Origin of the sequence: Thioalkalivibrio sp. ALgr1, assembly GCF_000378285.1 — a bacterium.
GTDB lineage: Bacteria > Pseudomonadota > Gammaproteobacteria > Ectothiorhodospirales > Ectothiorhodospiraceae > Thioalkalivibrio.
Map to the genome: position 1 here is coordinate 140,905 of NZ_KB905133.1, position 18,591 is coordinate 159,495.

The 18,591-nt window shown below is 65.8% G+C and carries 15 protein-coding genes; 11 read left to right on the forward strand and 4 right to left on the reverse strand.

Translation table 11 applies throughout. The features are described 5' to 3' along the window. Positions 1-9: 9 nt before the first annotated feature. The 7 genes from F466_RS0105035 (at position 10) to F466_RS0105065 (ending at position 7,868) form a co-directional block, all read left to right on the forward strand. Complete coding sequence (locus F466_RS0105035; protein ID WP_018993585.1) at positions 10-2,280, forward strand: ABC transporter permease subunit; 2,271 nt, start codon at positions 10-12, stop codon at positions 2,278-2,280. Between the two features lie 10 nt (positions 2,281-2,290). Beyond that, a complete protein-coding gene (pstA, locus tag F466_RS0105040) occupies positions 2,291-3,958 on the forward strand; it encodes a phosphate ABC transporter permease PstA (protein ID WP_018993586.1) in 1,668 nt (555 codons plus the stop codon). Positions 3,959-4,175: 217 nt separating this feature from the next. Further along, on the forward strand, positions 4,176-5,006 hold the full coding sequence (gene pstB / locus F466_RS0105045; protein WP_018139120.1) for a phosphate ABC transporter ATP-binding protein PstB: 831 nt from the start codon (positions 4,176-4,178) through the stop codon (positions 5,004-5,006). Between the two features lie 26 nt (positions 5,007-5,032). After that, the gene (phoU, locus tag F466_RS0105050; RefSeq protein ID WP_012982363.1) at positions 5,033-5,755 is read left to right on the forward strand and encodes a phosphate signaling complex protein PhoU; all 723 of its coding nucleotides are present in this window, start codon (positions 5,033-5,035) and stop codon (positions 5,753-5,755) included. A 92-nt stretch (positions 5,756-5,847) separates the two neighbouring features. Beyond that, on the forward strand, positions 5,848-6,414 hold the full coding sequence (locus F466_RS0105055) for a DsrE family protein (RefSeq protein WP_018993587.1): 567 nt from the start codon (positions 5,848-5,850) through the stop codon (positions 6,412-6,414). Positions 6,415-6,474: 60 nt separating this feature from the next. Continuing rightward, the gene (locus F466_RS0105060; RefSeq protein ID WP_018139122.1) at positions 6,475-6,918 is read left to right on the forward strand and encodes a glutathione S-transferase N-terminal domain-containing protein; all 444 of its coding nucleotides are present in this window, start codon (positions 6,475-6,477) and stop codon (positions 6,916-6,918) included. An 80-nt stretch (positions 6,919-6,998) separates the two neighbouring features. After that, on the forward strand, positions 6,999-7,868 hold the full coding sequence (locus F466_RS0105065) for an amidohydrolase family protein (protein WP_018993588.1): 870 nt from the start codon (positions 6,999-7,001) through the stop codon (positions 7,866-7,868). Positions 7,869-7,931: 63 nt separating this feature from the next. Here the strand turns inward: F466_RS0105065 and F466_RS0105070 are convergent, their stop codons facing one another. Together F466_RS0105070 and F466_RS0105075 are read right to left on the reverse strand one after the other, a co-directional pair. Beyond that, entirely contained in the window at positions 7,932-9,842 is a 1,911-nt protein-coding gene (locus F466_RS0105070; protein WP_018139124.1) for a methyl-accepting chemotaxis protein, read from the reverse strand. A gap of 131 nt (positions 9,843-9,973) precedes the next feature. Continuing rightward, a complete protein-coding gene (locus F466_RS0105075) occupies positions 9,974-11,503 on the reverse strand; it encodes a DASS family sodium-coupled anion symporter (RefSeq protein WP_018993589.1) in 1,530 nt (509 codons plus the stop codon). 167 nt (positions 11,504-11,670) lie between these two features. On the opposite strand from F466_RS0105075, the gene F466_RS0105080 reads away from it, so the two are divergent. The 4 genes from F466_RS0105080 to ppk1 all read left to right on the forward strand — a co-directional run bounded on the left by F466_RS0105080 (position 11,671) and on the right by ppk1 (position 16,605). Next, positions 11,671-12,252 (forward strand): superoxide dismutase, encoded by a 582-nt coding sequence (locus F466_RS0105080; protein WP_018174486.1) that lies wholly within the window; start codon positions 11,671-11,673, stop codon positions 12,250-12,252. A 96-nt stretch (positions 12,253-12,348) separates the two neighbouring features. After that, entirely contained in the window at positions 12,349-13,545 is a 1,197-nt protein-coding gene (locus F466_RS0105085) for an acetylornithine transaminase (RefSeq protein WP_018139127.1), read from the forward strand. Continuing rightward, the gene (gene argF, locus F466_RS0105090) at positions 13,542-14,456 is read left to right on the forward strand and encodes an ornithine carbamoyltransferase (protein ID WP_018174484.1); all 915 of its coding nucleotides are present in this window, start codon (positions 13,542-13,544) and stop codon (positions 14,454-14,456) included. The genes F466_RS0105085 and argF overlap by 4 nt, the downstream gene beginning before the upstream one ends. Positions 14,457-14,532: 76 nt before the next feature. Further along, the gene (gene ppk1, locus F466_RS0105095) at positions 14,533-16,605 is read left to right on the forward strand and encodes a polyphosphate kinase 1 (protein WP_018174483.1); all 2,073 of its coding nucleotides are present in this window, start codon (positions 14,533-14,535) and stop codon (positions 16,603-16,605) included. Here the strand turns inward: ppk1 and F466_RS0105100 are convergent. Next, the gene (locus tag F466_RS0105100; RefSeq protein ID WP_018993591.1) at positions 16,598-18,097 is read right to left on the reverse strand and encodes an exopolyphosphatase; all 1,500 of its coding nucleotides are present in this window, start codon (positions 18,095-18,097) and stop codon (positions 16,598-16,600) included. The two genes, ppk1 and F466_RS0105100, sit on opposite strands and share 8 nt — an antisense overlap. Continuing rightward, positions 18,098-18,589 carry a histidine phosphatase family protein gene (locus F466_RS0105105; RefSeq protein WP_018993592.1) on the reverse strand — a complete coding sequence of 164 codons (492 nt, stop codon included), beginning with the start codon at positions 18,587-18,589 and terminating at the stop codon, positions 18,098-18,100. Positions 18,590-18,591 lie beyond the last annotated feature (2 nt).

Sequence of the window (18,591 nt, forward strand, 5' to 3'; positions counted from 1 at the left end):
GGACCCTGAATGTCCAGCCTCTCCGCCACCTCGACGCTCGGCCGCTTCCAGCGCTGGCGCCGCACCAAGGACCGCACCGCCCGTTACACCATCGGCTTTTTCGGTGTGGCCGTGGTTGGTGCACTGACCCTGATGTTCGTGTATCTCGCCAGCGAGACACTGCCCATGTTCCAGGGCGCGACCCTGGAGCCGCGCACGGAATACGCGGCTCCAGGCGGCGCCGACACGCAGACCATCCATCTGGCAGTGAACCGTCATCGCGAGATGGCGGTTCGCCTGACCGAAGACCGACGCGCCCTCTTCTTCCGCCCCTACAGCGGCGACATCGTGAAAGAAGAGTCGCTACCGATCCCGGAGGATGTGCAGGTCACCAGCTTCAGCGCCGCCGAGCCGCGCACGCGCCTGGTGGCCGCGGGCCTGGACAACGGGCAGGTACTGGCCATCGAGTACGAATACAACGAGCGTTTCAGTCCCGAAGGCCGTCTGTACGACCCGAGCCTGGTGTACCCCCTGGGGGACGAAGACTCCGCACTGCTGGACGTGGACGACGACGGCCGCGCGATCTCGGTGGTCGGCATACAGCGCGGCTCCAGCGGCATCCGCGTCGCCGCTGCGACGGAGAATGGCGATCTCAAGCTGGTGCGCTTCGAGAAACGCACCTCGATGATGACCGGCGAGACCGAGGTCCGACGCTCCGCCTACGACCTGCCCTCGCTCCCGGATGGCGCCACACCGACCCGCATCCTGCTGGATATCACCGGCCGCCACATGCTGGTCGGCGACGATCAGGGGCAGCTGCACTTCTTCGACATCAACAACCCCTCGCGCGCCAGCCTGGTCGACAGCAAGCGCGTGATCCGCGGCGATGATGCCGAGGTGACCTCGCTGGAGTATCTGCTCGGCACGGTCTCCATCATCGTCGGGGGCTCCGACGGCACGGTCGCCCAGTACATGCTGGTGCGCGACGACGACAACGTGAATCGCATCACCCGCGTACGCGATTTCCCGTCGCATGCCGGCCTGATTCGCAACACCCAGCCGGAGTACATCCGCAAGGGCTTCCTGACCGCCGACGATCAGGGCGAGGTCAAGATCCACTACTCCACCTCTCAACGGACCCTGATCGAACGCCAGATCACCGACCAGCCGCTGCACCGGGTGTATGTCGACCCGCGCAACCGCCTGCTGATCGGCATCGACGACGACGAGACCTGGCACCTGCAGGACCTGTCCAACCCGCACCCGGAGGTCTCTTTCCACGTACTGTGGCAAAAGGTCTGGTACGAGGGCCGCTCCGGGGGTGACTACGTCTGGCAGTCGTCCTCGGCAACCGACGAGTTCGAGCCGAAATTCTCGCTGGTGCCCCTGACCATCGGTACCATCAAGGCCGCGTTCTACGCGATGCTGTTCGCCACCCCGCTGGCGATCATGGGGGCGATCTATAGCGCCTACTTCATGTCGCGGCGCATGCGCAGCATCACCAAACCCTCGATCGAGCTGATGGAGGCGCTGCCGACGGTCATCCTCGGCTTCCTCGCCGGGCTGTGGCTGGCCCCGTTCATCGAGGCCAATCTGCCGGCTGTCGTCAGCATCCTGATCCTGATACCGCTGGGCATGCTGGTCGCCGCGTTCCTGTGGACCCGTGTGCTGCCGGAGAATCTGCGCAATCTCGTGCCCGCCGGCTGGGAGGCCGCGATCCTGATCCCGGTGATCCTGGTCATCGGCTGGTTCTCGGTCTCCATGAGCCCGCTGATCGAGGTCTGGATGTTCGGTGACGATGCCCGCCAGTGGCTGACCGATCAGGGCATCACCTACGACCAGCGCAACGCGCTCGTGATCGGCATCGCGATGGGCTTCGCCGTGATCCCGACCATCTACTCGATCTCCGAGGATGCGGTGTTCAACGTGCCCAGGCACCTGACCCAGGGCTCGCTGGCCCTGGGCGCGACCCCGTGGCAGACCGTGGTGCGCGTGGTGCTGCTGACCGCCAGCCCCGGGATCTTCTCCGCGGTGATGATCGGCTTCGGCCGCGCGGTGGGCGAGACCATGATCGTGCTGATGGCGACCGGCAACTCCCCGGTGGTCAACTTCAACATTTTCGAGGGCATGCGCACGCTCTCCGCGAACATCGCGGTGGAGATGCCGGAGGCCGCCGTCGGCAGCACCCACTTCCGCATCCTGTTCCTGGCCGCCCTGGTCCTGTTCGCGCTGACCTTTGCGGTAAACACGGTCGCCGAGATCGTGCGCCAGCGCCTGCGCCAGAAATACAGCTCCCTTTGAGGCATACCCGATGAATCGTTGGTTCAAATCCGGCACCCCGTGGATCTGGCTGAATGCCGGAGCGGTCGCTGCCTCGCTGGTGATGGTCTTCGGCCTGATCCTGATGATCGCCGTGAACGGCCTGTCCTTCTTCTGGCCCTCGGAGGTCATCGAGTTCGAATACCAGACAGAGCAGGACTCCGAACCCCGGCGCGTCATGGGTGAGCTGCAACGCTCGGAGACCATGACCGCCCAGGCCATGCGCGACGCTGGATTCACCGTGCCGGAAGGCCAGGACATCGTGGTCCGCCACCTGATCAAGCGTGGCAACCGTGACCTCGACAGCCGCGACTTCCAGTGGTACCTGGACGACTTCATGTCCGAATGGGAACGCCCGCGCGACGTGGTGGTGCTGGAGCGTCTGCAGTGGGGCGATTTCTACGGCTACATCCGCGAATACCAGGAAGACGGCGAAACGGTCGCCGAGGGTGGCGAGGCGCGAACCGCGTTCGAGGAACGCATGCCGCAGACCCGCGAGCTGGTTCAACAGATCGAGCGCATCGAGCGTATCGAGATCGGCCGGGTGAACTTCGAGCTCGAGCGCCTGCGCATCGCCCAGCGCGGCGTGGAGCGTGCCGAAGAGCTGTCGCTGGAGGAGCGCGGCCAGCGCCAGGAGGAGCTGGACGCCGAGCGCGCGGAGCTGGACGCCCGCTACGCCGAACTGGAGGCCGAGCGCAACGCCCTGCGTGACGAACTGGGCCGCTTTGCGATCGTGCTGGAGACCGCCGACGGGCAGCACGCGACGATCCCGCTTTCGCGCATCGTGAACGCCTGGTGGCCGAACGACATGAGCGTGCCGGCCAAGCTACGCCACTATGTCGTCGCCTTCTGGGACTTCATGACCGGCTACCCGCGCGAGGCGAACACCGAGGGCGGCATCCTGCCGGCGATCTTCGGCACCGTGCTGATGGTCATCCTGATGTCCATCGTGGTGACCCCGTTCGGCGTGCTCGCTGCGATCTACCTGCGCGAGTACGCGAAGCAGGGCCCACTGGTGCGCACCATCCGTATCTCGGTGAACAACCTCGCCGGGGTCCCGTCGATCGTGTTCGGGGTGTTCGGGCTCGGCTTCTTCGTGTACCTGATTGGCGGCAACATCGACCAGATCTTCTTCCGCGATGCCCTCCCCTCGCCGACCTTCGGCTCGCCCGCGATCATCTGGGCCTCGCTCACACTCGCGCTACTGACGCTGCCGGTGGTGATCGTCTCCACCGAGGAAGGCCTGACCCGGATCGGCGCCAGCATCCGCCACGGCTCGCTGGCACTGGGCGCGACCAAGGCCGAGACCCTGTGGCGCCTGATCGTGCCGCTGTCGGCCCCGGCGATGATGACCGGGCTGATCCTGGCCGTGGCGCGTGCCGCGGGCGAGGTGGCGCCGCTGATGCTGGTCGGCGTGGTCAAGCTGGCGCCGACCCTGCCGCTGGATGGCAACTTCCCCTATCTGCACCTGGACCGCGCGTTCATGCACCTGGGCTTCCATATCTTCGACGTCGGCTTCCAGAGCCCGAACGTCGAGGCCGGCCGCCCGCTGGTCTACGCCACCGCCCTGGTGCTGGTAATGCTGATCATCGTGCTCAACCTGATCGCGATCTCGATCCGCAACTACCTGCGCGAGAAATACCGCGCCGACAGCGATTGAGTTGCCCGATGCACAACGCCTCCCGCAAACACCGTCATTGCGAGGCCCCGAAGGGGCCGCGGCAACCTCCCGCCGCCACCCCGACGCCTGCCCGGGGTCGCGTCGGGGCCGACCCACGGAGATCGCCACGCGCCTGCGGCGCTCGCGATGACGGTGCTTTTCCGAACCGTCGCGAGGACGGGATGCGTCGAACCCTGTTTCCCATGGAGTACCCGAGATGAGTGACACCGCTACCCACGCCGTCAACGTGACGCAAGGCGACCGACCCGACCGCGGCCTGCGGCTCTCCAGTGAGGAGATCTGCCTGACCGCCGAGGACCTGAAGCTGTTCTATGGTGAGGATCAGGCCCTGAAGGGCATTGACATCCAGATCCCGAAGAACCGGATCACGGCATTCATCGGCCCGTCCGGCTGCGGCAAGTCCACGTTCCTGCGCTGTTTCAACCGCATGAACGACCTGATCGATGCCGCCCGCATCGAAGGCACGATCCGGCTCGACGGCGACGACATCTACGAAAAGGCCGTGGACGTGCCGGAGCTGCGCCGTCGCGTCGGCATGGTGTTCCAGAAGCCCAACCCGTTCCCGAAGTCCATCTACGAGAACGTGGCCTACGGCCTGCGGCTGCAGGGTGTCAAGAATCGCCGACGCCTGGACGAGGTGGTGGAAAAGTCGCTCAAGCGTGCCGCGCTGTGGGACGAGGTCAAGGATCGCCTGCACGAGAACGCCTTTGGCCTGTCCGGCGGTCAGCAGCAGCGTCTGGTGATCGCCCGCGCGATCGCGATCGACCCCGAGGTCCTGCTGCTGGACGAGCCCTGCTCCGCGCTGGACCCGCTGGCCACGCTGAAGATCGAGGAGTTGATGATCGAGCTGAAGAAGGATTACACGCTGGTCATCGTCACCCACAACATGCAGCAGGCCGCACGCGTGTCCGACTACACCGCCTTCATGTACATGGGCGAGCTGATCGAATACGCCGACACCGACACCCTGTTCACCTCGCCTGCCAAGAAGCAGACCGAGGACTACATCACCGGCCGCTTCGGTTAGGCCATTTCGGATCAGGAGTCCGGATCATGGACAAGAGCTTTTTCAAGCAGCACATCTCCCAGCAGTTCAATGCCGAGCTGGAGGACATCATCAAGAAGGTGATGACCATGGGCGGCCTGGTCGAGCAGCAGCTCGGCGATGCGGTGACCGCGATGGTCGAGGGCGACACCGCGCTGGCGGAGACCGTGATGACCTCCGACTACAAGGTCAACGCGCTCGAGGTCGAGATCGACGAGGAATGCACCCACATCCTCGCCCGTCGCCAGCCCACGGCCTCCGACCTGCGTCTGGTGATCGCGGTGATCAAGACCATCACCGACCTGGAGCGAATGGGCGACGAGGCCGAGCGTGTGGGCCGCATGGGCTTGCAACTGCTGGACTCCGATCGCCGCGAGGCACCGATGGACGAGATCGCGAAGATGGGCCAGCTCGTGCGCGAGATGACGCGCGGCGTGCTCGATGCGTTCGCGCGCATGGACACCGAGCAGGCGGTGCGGGTCGCACAGCAGGACATCCAGATCGACAGCCTCTACGAGGCCATCACGCACAAGCTGATGAAACAGATGACCGCCTCCCCCGATGCCGTGCCGCGTCTGATGGACATCGTGTGGGCGACCCGATCGCTGGAGCGGATCGGCGACCGAGCGCGGAACATCTGCGAGTACGTGGTGTACTTCGTGAAGGGCAAGAACGTCCGCCACACCAGCTACGACCAGATGGCGGCCGAGGCCACGGGGGATCGCCACTAGGAAAGCGACAAACCCGGGCCGAGTAGACACCGACCCGGCAATCAGGCCCAAAATAGGGTTCAGCACACCCATGCCCTGACCCCTGGTACCCGATGCCGCGTTTCATCTCGACGTTGTTTGTCCTTTGCAGCCTGACACTGCCCACGGCCGTTGGCAGTCTGGCCGCTGCGGATGAGCCGGAAGAGGCCGTCCCCTCTTCCAAGGTCGAGGCACTGCTCGAGAAGACCGAACTCCCCGATGGCGTCGCATTCGAGATTGTCGAAAACGACCGCGCGGCCCTGAGTGCCCTGCTGCCCGAGATCCACGCCAATATCCGGGTGCTGCGCCAGCGCGCTCCGGACCTCCCGATCGCGGTTGTCACACACGGCGCCGAGCAGTTCACCCTCACCCGCGCCGAGGCAGCGGCACAGGGCTCGCTCCACGCCGAGATCGAGTCACTGGTGATGGATGACGGCGTCAACGTCGTGGTCTGCGGGACCTTCGCCGGCTGGCGCGATCTCGAGCCCGATGCCTTCCCCGAGCATGTCGAGGTGGCCACGGCCGCACCGGACCGGCTGGATGACCTGGAGGCCGCAGGCTACACCGTGATCCGCCTGCGTCCGTCCCTGCTGGACGCCCCGGCGGAAGACCCCTGGGAGTTCGACTTCGGCCAGCCGTGACGTGCCACGCCCGATGCGGGCTCTGTCACCCACCAGGGGGCTTGTGGCATCCTTTCGCGCATGCGATTTCTGATCCGATGGTTTTTCCGCGGCGTACGCCTGATCCTCACGCCGTTCATGCTGATTGGCGAGCGCCTGTCGCGCCCGCGCGGCATCGAACGCGACCCCGCCGACCAGGCCCGCGTTGACGAACAGACGCGCCACCTCGCGCTTTACCATTTCCCGGCCTGCCCGTTCTGCATCCGGGCCCGCCGTACCATGCAGCGGCTGTCGCTCGACATCGAGTTGCGCAATGCCCAGGCGGCCGGCCCTCACCGCGAGGAGCTGCAGACCGAGGGCGGCAAGCTGCAGGTGCCCTGCCTGCGCATCGAGGAACCGGACGGCCAGGTACGCTGGCTGTACGAGTCGGATGCGATCGGCGAATACCTGCGCGAGCGCTTTGACCCGAACCGCCCGGACGGTAGCTCCGGAGATGCCGCGGTGTCCGGGGACTCCCGCGCCTAACCGCCACAGGCCACCGACTCGGGGACTGTCGGCACAGCACGGTATAAGATTGGGGTTCCCGTACCCGAGGAACCCGCTGGATGGCTGCCCTGAACCGCCCTCGAAGACTGCCCCGTCTGTTCATTCTTCCGGCTGCGACCCTGCTGCTCGGCTCACTGCTTGGCGGAGCCTCTGCCCAGGCACTTGAACCCCTGTTCGATGCCCACCTGCACTACCGCGACCGGCAGATGGAACACTTCCCGCCGGAGGCCGTCGCGCGCACGCTGCAAGAAAATTCAATCCAGTCCGCGATCATCATGTCCCCGCGCTCGAAACTGATCGAAGCGCTGGAACCGGAGGTGGATGCGCGCATCGTCCCGTTTCTCGAGATCTCCCAGCGCCTGGGGCGCAAGATGGACTGGATGCACGAGGACGGCCTGCGGGAACAGGTCGAGACCATACTCGACCGAAGCCAGGTCCAGTGGCGCGGGATCGGGGAGCTGCACATACAGGCCGATGACCGATTTGCCCGCGGCTTCGAGGACCTGCTGGCACTGGCAGTCGAGCGGGATCTGTGGATCGTGATCCATGGCGACCCTGCCGTGATCGACCATGCCTACGCCGTCCAGCCCGAGGTACGCATCCTCTGGGCGCACGCCGGTTCCTATGCCTACCCGCCACTGGTTCGTGACTACCTGGAGCGGCATCCGAACATGGTCATGGATGTCTCCATGCGCAACCCGCGCATCAATCCCGGCGGCATCATCGACGCCGACTGGTTCGAACTGTTCCTCGACTATCCGGATCGTTTCCTGATCGGCAACGACACCTTCAGCCTGGCCCGCTGGGAGCACTTCACGGTGCTGAAGGACAGCACCCGGGCCTGGCTCGAGCAGCTACCCGCGAACGTCCAGCGCATGATCGCCCGGGAGAACGGCGAGCGCCTGTTTCCGCCCACCGAGAGCCAGTAAGCCGGCCACAAAAAAGCCCGGGACCGTCTCCGGTCCCGGGCTTGGCATCAACTGGCTCGGGGCTTATACCTTGAACTGACCCACCCGCTGCTGCTGCTCGGAGGCCAGCTTGGACAGCTCCTCGGAGGCATTGCGGATCTGTTCCGATCCGGCCGCGGTCTGATCCAGCACCTCAGTGACATTGGCCACGTTGCGGTTGATCTCCTCGGCCACCGTCGACTGCTCCTCGGCGGCACTGGCGATCTGCGTGTTCATGTCGCTGATGCGCGTGACCGACTGCGTGATCGCGGTCAGCGATTCGCCCGCGAGATTGACCTGCTCCACGCTCTGGTGCGCCTTGGAACGGCCATCTTCCATCGCCTGCACCGCCTCGCGGGTACCGCTTTGCACCCGCTCGATCATCTGCTGGATCTCGTGGGTCGAGTCCTGCGTGCGGCTGGCCAGGGTACGGACCTCGTCGGCAACCACCGCGAAACCGCGGCCCTGTTCGCCCGCACGCGCCGCCTCGATCGCCGCATTCAGCGCCAGTAGGTTGGTCTGGTCGGCGATATCGCCGATGACTTCCAGGACCTTGTTGATCTCCTCTGCGTCCTGCGACAGGCGGCTGACCACCTCGGCGGCGCCATCCACCTGCTGCGACAGCGCGTTGATCGCAGCCACGGTACGCTGCACCACCTGCTGACCCTCGTTGGCGTCCTGGTCGGTGTTCTGTGCCGCGGCGGCGGCATCCGCTGCATTGCGGGCCACCTCCTGCACCGTTGCCGTCATCTCGTTCATGGCCGTGGCGACCTGATCGATCTCCGACTTCTGTCGCCGCACCTGCTCGTTGGTCTCTTCGCTGGTCGCGGACAGCTCGTTCGCTGCTGCGGCAACCTGATCGCCCCCGGCCGCGACCGTGGATACGAGGCCGCGGATCTTCTTGACGAAGTTGTTGAACGCCTCCGCCAGCTCTCCGAGTTCGTTCTTGCCAGAGACCTCCAGCGAACGGGTCAGATCGCCCTCGCCTCCCGCGATATCGTTCAGCCGGGCCACCGTGCGATTCAGGGGACGAACGATGCTTCGGGTCAGGAGCCAGGCCAGGAGGGCACCAAGCGCCACGGCAACCACGCCAACCGCCACCACCGTGCCGGTCGCGTTGCGCGCCATCGCGACATACGCGCTGCGGTCCACCATGACCTCCAGCACGCCGACCACGTCACCGGAGAAATCCGTAACGGGACGCGCGACCACGGCCATCGGGGTGCCTTCATAGGTCACGTTTCGCACCAGCTCCTCGCCCTCCATGACCTCGCGCATCTCGGCATCGCTGAAGGTGGACTCGCCACTGATCGTACCGCCAAAGCGGTTGAACGACCGACCATCACGCAGGTAGAGGGCAACCGGCGAATCCGTTTCTTGGGTGAACTCTTCAAAGAAGCTGTCACCAAACGACAGGCCGAATTCCACGGAGCCGACGTGGTCGCCGTTGTGCTCGATGGGTACCACCCCGCGGATCCCGAGACCCGCCACGCCTTCTTCCAGCCCCGAGATCGCGTTGCGCTTGTCGTTCGTGTCGACCACGGTCTGCCGGAAGTCGGACAGGTCATCGCCGTGGTTGTCGGGGGAGTGGACGCGCAGGAATGAAGTGGCCGGGGGGGTATGGAACTGATACTGGTCCACCCCGTAGTGCTCGTTCAGCGATTCAAAGCTGGGAACGGTCATCTCGGCCAGACGCTCGCGATCGCCCGTCGCCATCGCCTCTTGCACGTCGGGGATTTTCGCCACGGTCTCTGCCATCGCGGTCGCGCGCGCGGCTTCCTGGTCCAGACGACCGACAAGCTGCGCGGCCAGATCGGTCAGCTCGCGCTGTTCGGCACGATCGGCCATGGTGCCCAGGCTGTTCATCACGACTACGAGTGTCAGGATCACGGCCAGCAGCACCACCGTGATAATCCCGACCATCAGCCGGACCCCGATTCGGATGTTATCGAACATGTTGAAGACTCTCCCCAATAAGGCTTTGCGGGCCAGCGGCATCCTTGCTGCGGCAGTTCACCGTCGATAGCGGCGGCGAAGCATAAAACTTGAGGGAGATCACAGGAAGCCGGAAAGGCTGGGAGACAGGCCTAGCCCTGCATCAGGATGGCCTCCGCCAGGGCGTAGACCGCAAGCGTAATCATGGCAATTGCCACCAGGGAGAGCAGCGCCCCGCCACGGATCATGTCGATCACCCGCAGCCGGTTGCTGGCGAACACGATCGCGTTGGGCGGGGTCGCGACCGGCAACATGAAGGCCACGGAGGCGGCAAAGGCCACGGGGATCGCGAGGAGCACGACGGGAATATCCATGCGCATCGCCAGCGCAGCCACCAGCGGCAGCAGCGTGGCAGCGGTGGCCGTGTTGCTGGTCACATGCGACAGCAACATGGTCACCACCACGGCCCCGGCAATGATCAGCAGCAGCGGCCATGCCTGGGCGGCGCCCAGGCCCTCGGCGGCCAGCTCCGCCAGGCCGCTCGCCTCGATGGCCGAACCCAGGCTGAGACCACCGCCGACCAGCAGCAGCACCCCCCAGGGGAGCTCGCGCGTATTGTCCCAGGCCAGCAGCCGGCGCTGGTCTGCTGCGCCCGAGGGCAGCAGGAACAGCAGCCCGGCCCCCAGGATGGCAATCCCGGCATCCGTCAGGTGAATCGGCAGGAGGCCTTCCAGAAAGGGGCGCGACAGCCACGCCAGCGCTACCAGCAGGAAGACGCCGGCGACCCGGTATTCGGCCCGCGACCAGACCCCGACCTCGGCGCGCTGCTGGTCCATCATCGCCTGCAACCCCTGCAGGCGTACTCGATGAACCGGGAAGACCCAGCGCGTCAGCAACCACCAGGCCAGCAGCAGCAACGCGGTGGCCAGGGGCAGGCCCAGCATCATCCACTGCACAAAACCGATCTCGATGCCATGCCGGTCGCCCAGATAGGCGGCGGTCAGCGCGTTCGGCGGAGAGCCGATGATCGTCGCCATGCCCCCGATATTGGCGGCAAAGGCGATCCCCAGCAGGAGCGCCAGTGCGGGGCGGCGCGAATCGGCGCCGAGGCCGTTACCCGCGATGTGCGTATCACGATCCATCAGCGCCAGAACGGACAGGGCGATCGGCAACATCAGCGCAGCAGTGGCTGTGTTGCTGACCCACATCGACAGCCCCGCCGTGGCCAGCATGAAGGCCCCGACCAGGCGATGCAGGCGATCCCCCGCCCGGCTGACGATCGCGAGCGCAATCCGCTGGTGGAGTCCCCAGCGCTGTACCGCCAGCGCGATCGCAAAACCGCCCATGAACAGAAAGATGATGGGATTGGCGTAGGGCGCGGTGGCCGCGTCCATCGGCATCACGCCGAGCAGCGGCAAAAGGGCAATCGGCAGCAACGCCGTTACGGGTAGTGGCAAGGCCTCGGTAATCCACCAGGTCGCCATAAAAAGGGTCAACCCGAGCACCCACCATGCCTCGCGTGCAACGCCTTCTGGCGCTGGAAAAACCAGGAACGCAAGCATCAGGAGCGGGCCCAGGAAAAGCCCGATGCGCCCGCGCCAGGCGTAGGCACTGCGCGAGGGGTTCGCACCCACCGACGAGGGGGCGCCGTCCGATTGTCGATCGGCATCGTGCGCGGACATGCCGTGGCTCCTTCACACTTCCGCAAACGTTGGCTGAACGATAACCAAGCCGCATCATCGGAAATTGCATCACCCGAGCAACGTGACTATCGTTGACGAGTTTACTGGCGCGGCCACCAATGGTCGGCCAGCCGCAGTCTCGCATGTTTTCTTACAAGGAGTCTTTCATGGCCTACGAACTGCCCGATCTGCCCTATGCCAAGAACGCGCTGGAGCCGCACATCTCCGCCGAGACGCTGGAATACCATCACGACAAGCACCACGCGACCTACGTGACCAAGCTGAATGGCCTGCTGCCCGGCTCCGAGTTCGAGAATGCCTCGCTGGAGGACATCATCAAGAAGGCCCCGGCCGGCGGCATCTTCAACAACGGCGCCCAGGTCTGGAACCACACCTTCTACTTCAACTGCATGGGCCCGGACGCCGGCGGCGAGCCGTCCGGCAAGGTGGCCGACGCGATCAACAGCGCCTTTGGCTCGTTTGATGGCTTCAAGGAGAAGTTCAACGAGGCCGCGGTCGCCAATTTCGGCTCCGGCTGGACCTGGCTGGTGCAGAATAGCGACGGCTCGGTGGAGATCGTCAACACCTCCAACGCGGCCAATCCGATGCGTGATGGCAAGACCCCGCTGCTGACCTGCGATGTCTGGGAACATGCCTACTACATCGACTACCGCAATGCGCGCCCGAAGTATCTGGAGAACTTCTGGAGCGTGGTGAACTGGGATTTTGTCGCCCAGCAGATGAAATAAGTCGCGATAACGCGATTGGGGGCCGCCCCAGTGCGGCACCCTGGGCAGAAGCCGGCGGCTCGCTCGCCGGCTTCTTCATTTGGGAGAGCTTTGCTAATGAGTGATGTCCTGCAGAATACCTACAGCCGGCTGCCGGTTGCCTTCGAACGGGGGGAAGGCGCCTGGCTCTGGGATACCGAGGGCAAACGCTACCTCGATGCCCTGTCCGGCATCGCGGTCTGCGGCCTTGGACACGCCCACCCGAAAGTGGCGCATGCGATCTGCGATCAGGCTCAGACGCTGGTACATACATCGAACCTGTTCCGCATCCCCTTGCAGGAACAGCTCGCGCGACGCCTGTGCGCGCTGGCACAGATGGAGCAGGCCTTTTTCTGCAACTCTGGCGCCGAGGCCAACGAAGCGGCCATCAAGCTGGCCCGGCTGCATGCCCGCCGCCGCGGCATCGCGAAGCCGAAGGTCATCGTGATGCACGGCAGCTTCCACGGGCGCACGCTCGCGACGCTGTCGGCCACCGGCAACGAAAAGATCCATGCCGGATTCGAACCCCTTGTCGAGGGCTTCGTGCACGTCCCCCATGGCGATGCCGAGGCCGTCGCGGCCCTGAGCAACGATCCGGACGTGGTCGCCATCCTGGTCGAACCCATCACCGGTGAAGGCGGCATCCACGTACCCCCGCCCGGATACCTGCGGCGCCTGCGCGAACTGGCTGACCAGCACGACTGGCTGCTGATGCTGGACGAGATCCAGGCCGGGATCGGCCGCACCGGACACTGGTTCGCCTTCCAGCATGAAGGCATCACGCCCGATGTGATATCACTCGCAAAAGGCCTGGGCAACGGCATCCCGATCGGGGCAAACCTGGTAGCCGGACGCGCATCCGGCCTGTTCACCCCCGGCACCCACGGCACCACCTTCGGTGGCAATCCCCTGGTCTGCCGGGCGGCCCTGGCCGTGCTGGACGTGATGCAGGACGAGGGCCTGTGCGAGGAAGCGGGGCGACAAGGCGAGATCCTCCGCCGCCGCCTGGCTGACCGGCTCGAGGACAAACCGGGGGTGGTCGCCGTGCGCGGACGCGGGCTGATGATCGGCATCGAGCTGGATCGCCCGGCCGGAACACTGGTTCAGGCCGCCCTCGACGCAGGGCTGATCCTCAACGTGACCGCGCAGCGGGTGATCCGGCTACTGCCACCACTGATCGTGGACGACGCCCAGGTCGACCAGATCGCCAGCACCGTGGCCGATCTGGTCGACACCCTGCTCGTATCCGAAGATTCCCGGGAGGCCCAGGCATGAAGCCCCGCCATTACCTGTCGTTCCACGACCTGTCCGCAGACGAGACACGCGCCCTGCTCGAACGTGCCGTCGAACTGAAGCGCCAGACTCACGCGGGCGAGCACCACGACGACATCCTGCGCGGCAAGACGCTGGGGATGATCTTCGAGAAGTCCTCGACCCGCACGCGTGTCTCGTTCGAGGTCGGCATGCAGCAACTGGGCGGCAACGCCCTGTTCCTGTCCCCGCGCGACACCCAGCTGGGCCGCGGCGAGCCGATCGAGGACACGGCCCGTGTGCTCTCGCGCATGGTGGACTGCGTGATGATCCGCACCTACGAACACGAGAAGATCGAACTGTTCGCCCAGCACTCCTCGGTCCCCGTGATCAATGGCCTGACCGACCGGGAGCACCCCGCGCAGCTGCTGGCTGACCTGCAGACCTATCTCGAACACCGGGGCGACATCCGGGGCAAGCGCGTGGCCTGGATTGGCGACGGCAACAACATGTGCCACAGCTACATGTATGCCGCGCACCTGCTGGACTTCCATCTGGTGGCGGCCTGTCCCGAGGGCTACGACCCGGAAGAGGACGTCGTGGATGCCACGCGCGACCATTTCGAACTGACCCGCGATGCGCGCGCGGCGGCCGAGGGTGCCGACCTCGTCGTCACCGACGTCTGGGCCAGCATGGGGCAGGAGCAGGAAAAGAGCGCCCGCCGCCGGGCCTTTGCCGGGTTCTTCGTGGACGCCGACCTGATGCGTCTGGCCAACGACGACGCCCTGTTCATGCACTGCCTGCCCGCGCACCGCGAGGAAGAGGTCTCCACCGAGGTCCTCGAAGGCCCACAAAGCGTGGTCTGGGACGAGGCGGAAAACCGGCTGCACGCGCAGAAGGCCCTGATGGAGTTCCTGCTGACCCGCGGCAGCTGATCCAGAACAGGACCTGTCACGAAACTGACATAATGCACACCTACACTCGGGGCCCCACCCTTGCCCCGAGTCGTGCATGCCGGATGCCGACGTGACCGATACCGAGCTCTTCCTCAACCGCGAGCTGTCACTGCTGGAATTCAACCGGCGCGTGCTGGAACTGGCACGCGACCCGGGCTTTCCCCTGCTGGAGCGGTTGCGCTACCTGAGCATCTCGTCCACCAACCTCGACGAGTTCTTCGAGGTCCGCGTGGGCTCGCTGCGCCAGCAGCTCGACCTGAACGTCCAGGCGCCGGGGCCGGACGGCCTGTCCGCGGCGGAACAGCTGCGCCTGATCGCGCCCCGGGCCCACGCCCTGGTCGACAATCAGTATCGCGCGCTCAACGACGAACTGATCCCGGCGCTGGCCGAGGAAGGCATCCATTTCGTGCGGCGCTCGCACTGGAGCGAGCAGCAGAAGGCCTGGGTACGCCAGTTTTTTCACGAGCAGCTGCAGCCCGTCCTCAGCCCGATCGGGCTCGACCCCGCGCACCCGTTTCCGCGCATCCTGAACAAAAGCCTGAACTTCATCGTCACGCTCAAGGGCAAGGACGCATTCGGGCGGGAATCCGGGCGCGCGGTGGTCCAGGCACCACGCTCCCTCCCGCGTCTGGTGAAACTCCCGCGCGAGGTGGCCAGCGGCGATTCCGATTTCGTGCTGCTGTCGTCCATCCTGCACGCCCATGTCGGCGAGCTGTTCAAGGGCATGAAGGTCACCGGCTGCTACCAGTTCCGGCTGACCCGCAACTCTGATCTGTTCGTTCAGGAAGAGGAGATCGACGACCTGCTGAACGCGCTGGAAGGCGAACTACCCCAGCGCAACTACGGCGCGGGCGTTCGCCTGGAGGTCGCGGACAACTGCCCGGAAGAAGTCGCGCAGTTCCTGCTGCAGGAATTTCATCTGGAGGCAGACGACCTCTACCAGGTCACCGGTCTGGTCAACCTGAACCGGATGATGGCCGTGTACGACCTGGTCGACCGACCCGACCTCAAGTTTCCCCCGTTCATCCCCGCCCTGCCGCGCACGGATGCCAGCGGTGAAAGCATCTTCGCGGCCATCCGCCAGCAGGACCTGCTGCTGCACCACCCCTACCAGTCGTTCATGCCGGTGGTGGATTTCCTGCGCCAGGCCGCCAGCGACCCGCGCGTCCTGGCGATCAAGCAGACGCTTTATCGCACGGGCACCCAGTCGCCACTGGTGGAAACGCTGATCGAGGCCGCGCAATCGGGCAAGGAAGTGACCGTGGTCATCGAGCTGCGCGCCCGCTTCGACGAGGCCGACAACATCGAGCTGGCCAACCGCATGCAGGATGCGGGCGTGCATGTGACCTATGGCGTGGTCGGCTACAAGACCCACGCAAAGCTCGCCCTGGTGGTGCGCCGTAACGGCGACAAGCTCGTGCGCTACGCCCACCTGGGCACGGGCAACTACCACTCGGGCACCGCCAAGGCCTATACCGATTACGGCCTGCTGACGGCCGATCCAGTAGTCACCGAGGACGTCCATCGCGTGTTTCAGCAGCTCACGGGCCTTGGCAAGGTGGAACGCCTGCGCGAGCTGATCCAGGCGCCTTTCCGTCTGCACGATGCGATGTGCGAGAAGATCGAACGCGAGGCCGAGAACGCCCGCGAAGGCCGGCCTGCGCGGATCGTCGCACGCATGAACTCGCTGAACGAGACCGGCATCATCCAGGCGCTTTATCGCGCATCGCAGGCGGGCGTGAAGATTCAGCTGATCGTGCGCGGCATCTGCAGCCTGCGCCCGGGCGTGCCGGGCATCTCCGAGAACATCGAAGTGCGCTCGGTGCTCGGCCGGTTTCTCGAGCACTCGCGGGTGTTCTATTTCGAGAACGGGGGCGAGCCCGAGCTGTATCTGTCCAGCGCCGACTGGATGCCCCGCAATTTCTTCCGACGGGTGGAGGTCGCCTTTCCGATCCGCGATACCGCCATGCGCGACCGTGTCGCGGAGGAGTGTCTGTTCAACTACCTGCGGGATACCGCCAGCGCATGGGCCCTGCAGGTCGACGGGAGTTATCAGCGGGTCCAACCGGTTGCCGACGAGCCGCCCCATTCGGCACAGCAACAGTTGCTCAAGACGCTCGCTAGCTGACGACCAGCTCCAGGTCGTGGCGCGCCCACTGCCCGGCCTCCTCCTCCAGATCGGCCCGCGTGAGCGGATGCGCATCCAGCCAGCCAGCGGCAAAGCCCAGCACCAGCCCGCGCTCGCGCGCCTCGATCCGCTCCAACGGCGGGGGCTCCGGCGCACGCGCGCGATGCAGCAGCACCGCCAGTCGCAGCAGACTGGCCAGACGCAGCAGGGGCTCGACCCGGGCCTGACGTACGTCATTGAGCAGCTTCGGCTTGAACGCGCGGCGGTGCAGGCGCACCAGCAGCGCCAGCTCGTGCTGCTCGGGCTGCGAGAACCCCGGCAGATCGGCCCAGTTGAGGATGTATTCGCCGTGCTTGTGGTACTTGCTGTGCGCGAGCGCCAGTCCCACCTCGTGCAGCTCAGCCGCCCAGTCCAGGCGCTCGCCGTCGTTCTCGTCCAGCCCCCAGCGGGCCCGGACGGCCCCCAGCAGTCGCGCGGCCATGGCCTGTACCCGCGCGGCCTGGGCCTCGTCGACGGCAAAACGGCGGCGCAGGTTTTCAATCGTCAGGCCACGGACATCCTCGTGCCGAAAGCGTCCCAGCAGATCGTGGATCACTCCCTCGCGCAACGCGCCATCGGAAGGATGCAGCCGCTTGATCCCCAGCGCCTCGAACGCCCCGATCAGCACCGCCAGCCCGCCCGCAATCACCGGCACCCGGTCCTCGGCCAGCCCTGGCAGCTCCAGCTTGTCCAGACGCCCAACCTCGATCATGCGTTGGCGCAGGGTGCGCAACGCGTCAAGTGTCATGCCCGGTGCCTCGTCGATGCCGGTCTCGCGCACAATACGGTCCAGTGCCAGGATCGTGCCGGAGGCCCCCAGCGCCTGGTCCCACCCGGCCTCGCGATAGATGGAGGCGATCGGCTGCAGCTCCTGGCCGGCATGCAGCTCGGCGGCGGCAAACGCCCGGGGTGTCAGGCGGCCATCGGAGAAGTGCCTCTGGGTGAAGGTCACACAGCCCATCTCCAGGCTCTCGGCGAGGATGGGCCGGAAGCGCTCGCCAATGATGAATTCGGTGCTGCCACCGCCGATGTCCATCACCAGCCGCCGCCCCTCGTCATCCGCGAGCGTGTGGGCCACGCCCAGATAGATCAGCCGGGCCTCCTCGCGCCCGGCAATAATCTCCACTGGATGCCCGAGGGCCCGCTCCGCAGCGGCCAGAAAACGGTGACTGTCGGCCATCTGGCGCAGGGTATTGGTGCCCACGACGCGCACACTGCCCTGGCGTAGCTGGCGCAGTCGCTGGCCGAATCGCTCGAGGCAGTCCAGTGCGCGGCGTTCGACGGTTGCATCCAGGCGACCGCGGGCATCCAGACCACTGGCCAGTCGCACCGTTTCCTTCAGCCGGTCCATCTTCAGGACCTCACCGTCATGACGCCGGGCCACGATCATGTGAAAGCTGTTGGAACCCAGATCGACCGCCGCGACAGTCTCGCCCTGTCCGTCCATCGCCATCTACCCGTATTCTCCCGAGAGACCCTCCAGCACCCGTCGGGGCAACAGCCAGAGCAATTGCATGGGACCGGGCAGGCCGCCTCCCAGGGCGCAGACCGAACCCTTGCCCATATGTACCCCGGAAGCTCCCGCCGGGCAGCCCATCAGGCGCCCGGCCAGCGAAGAGAGGTCCGGCTCATGGCCGACCACCACCAGACTGCCGTCGGCCGGCAGGCGCGCCGCCAGGGCCTCCAGTTCCACGCCGGCCACCTGTCCGGGTGCCAGCCATTTCTTCTGGCGCACCGGGACGCCCAGTCCTTCGGCGATGGGTGACGCCGTTTGACGCGCACGCAGGTAAGGGCTGGTTAGCAGTTCCACATGCCCGGAAAACAAACCGGTCAACGAGGCGGCCATGCGCCGAGCGCTCACCTGGCCGGCCTCGCTCAACGGCCGATCCCGATCGGCACCTTCCCACTCCCCTGCGTTGCCCGCCTGGGCGTGGCGGACCAGCACGA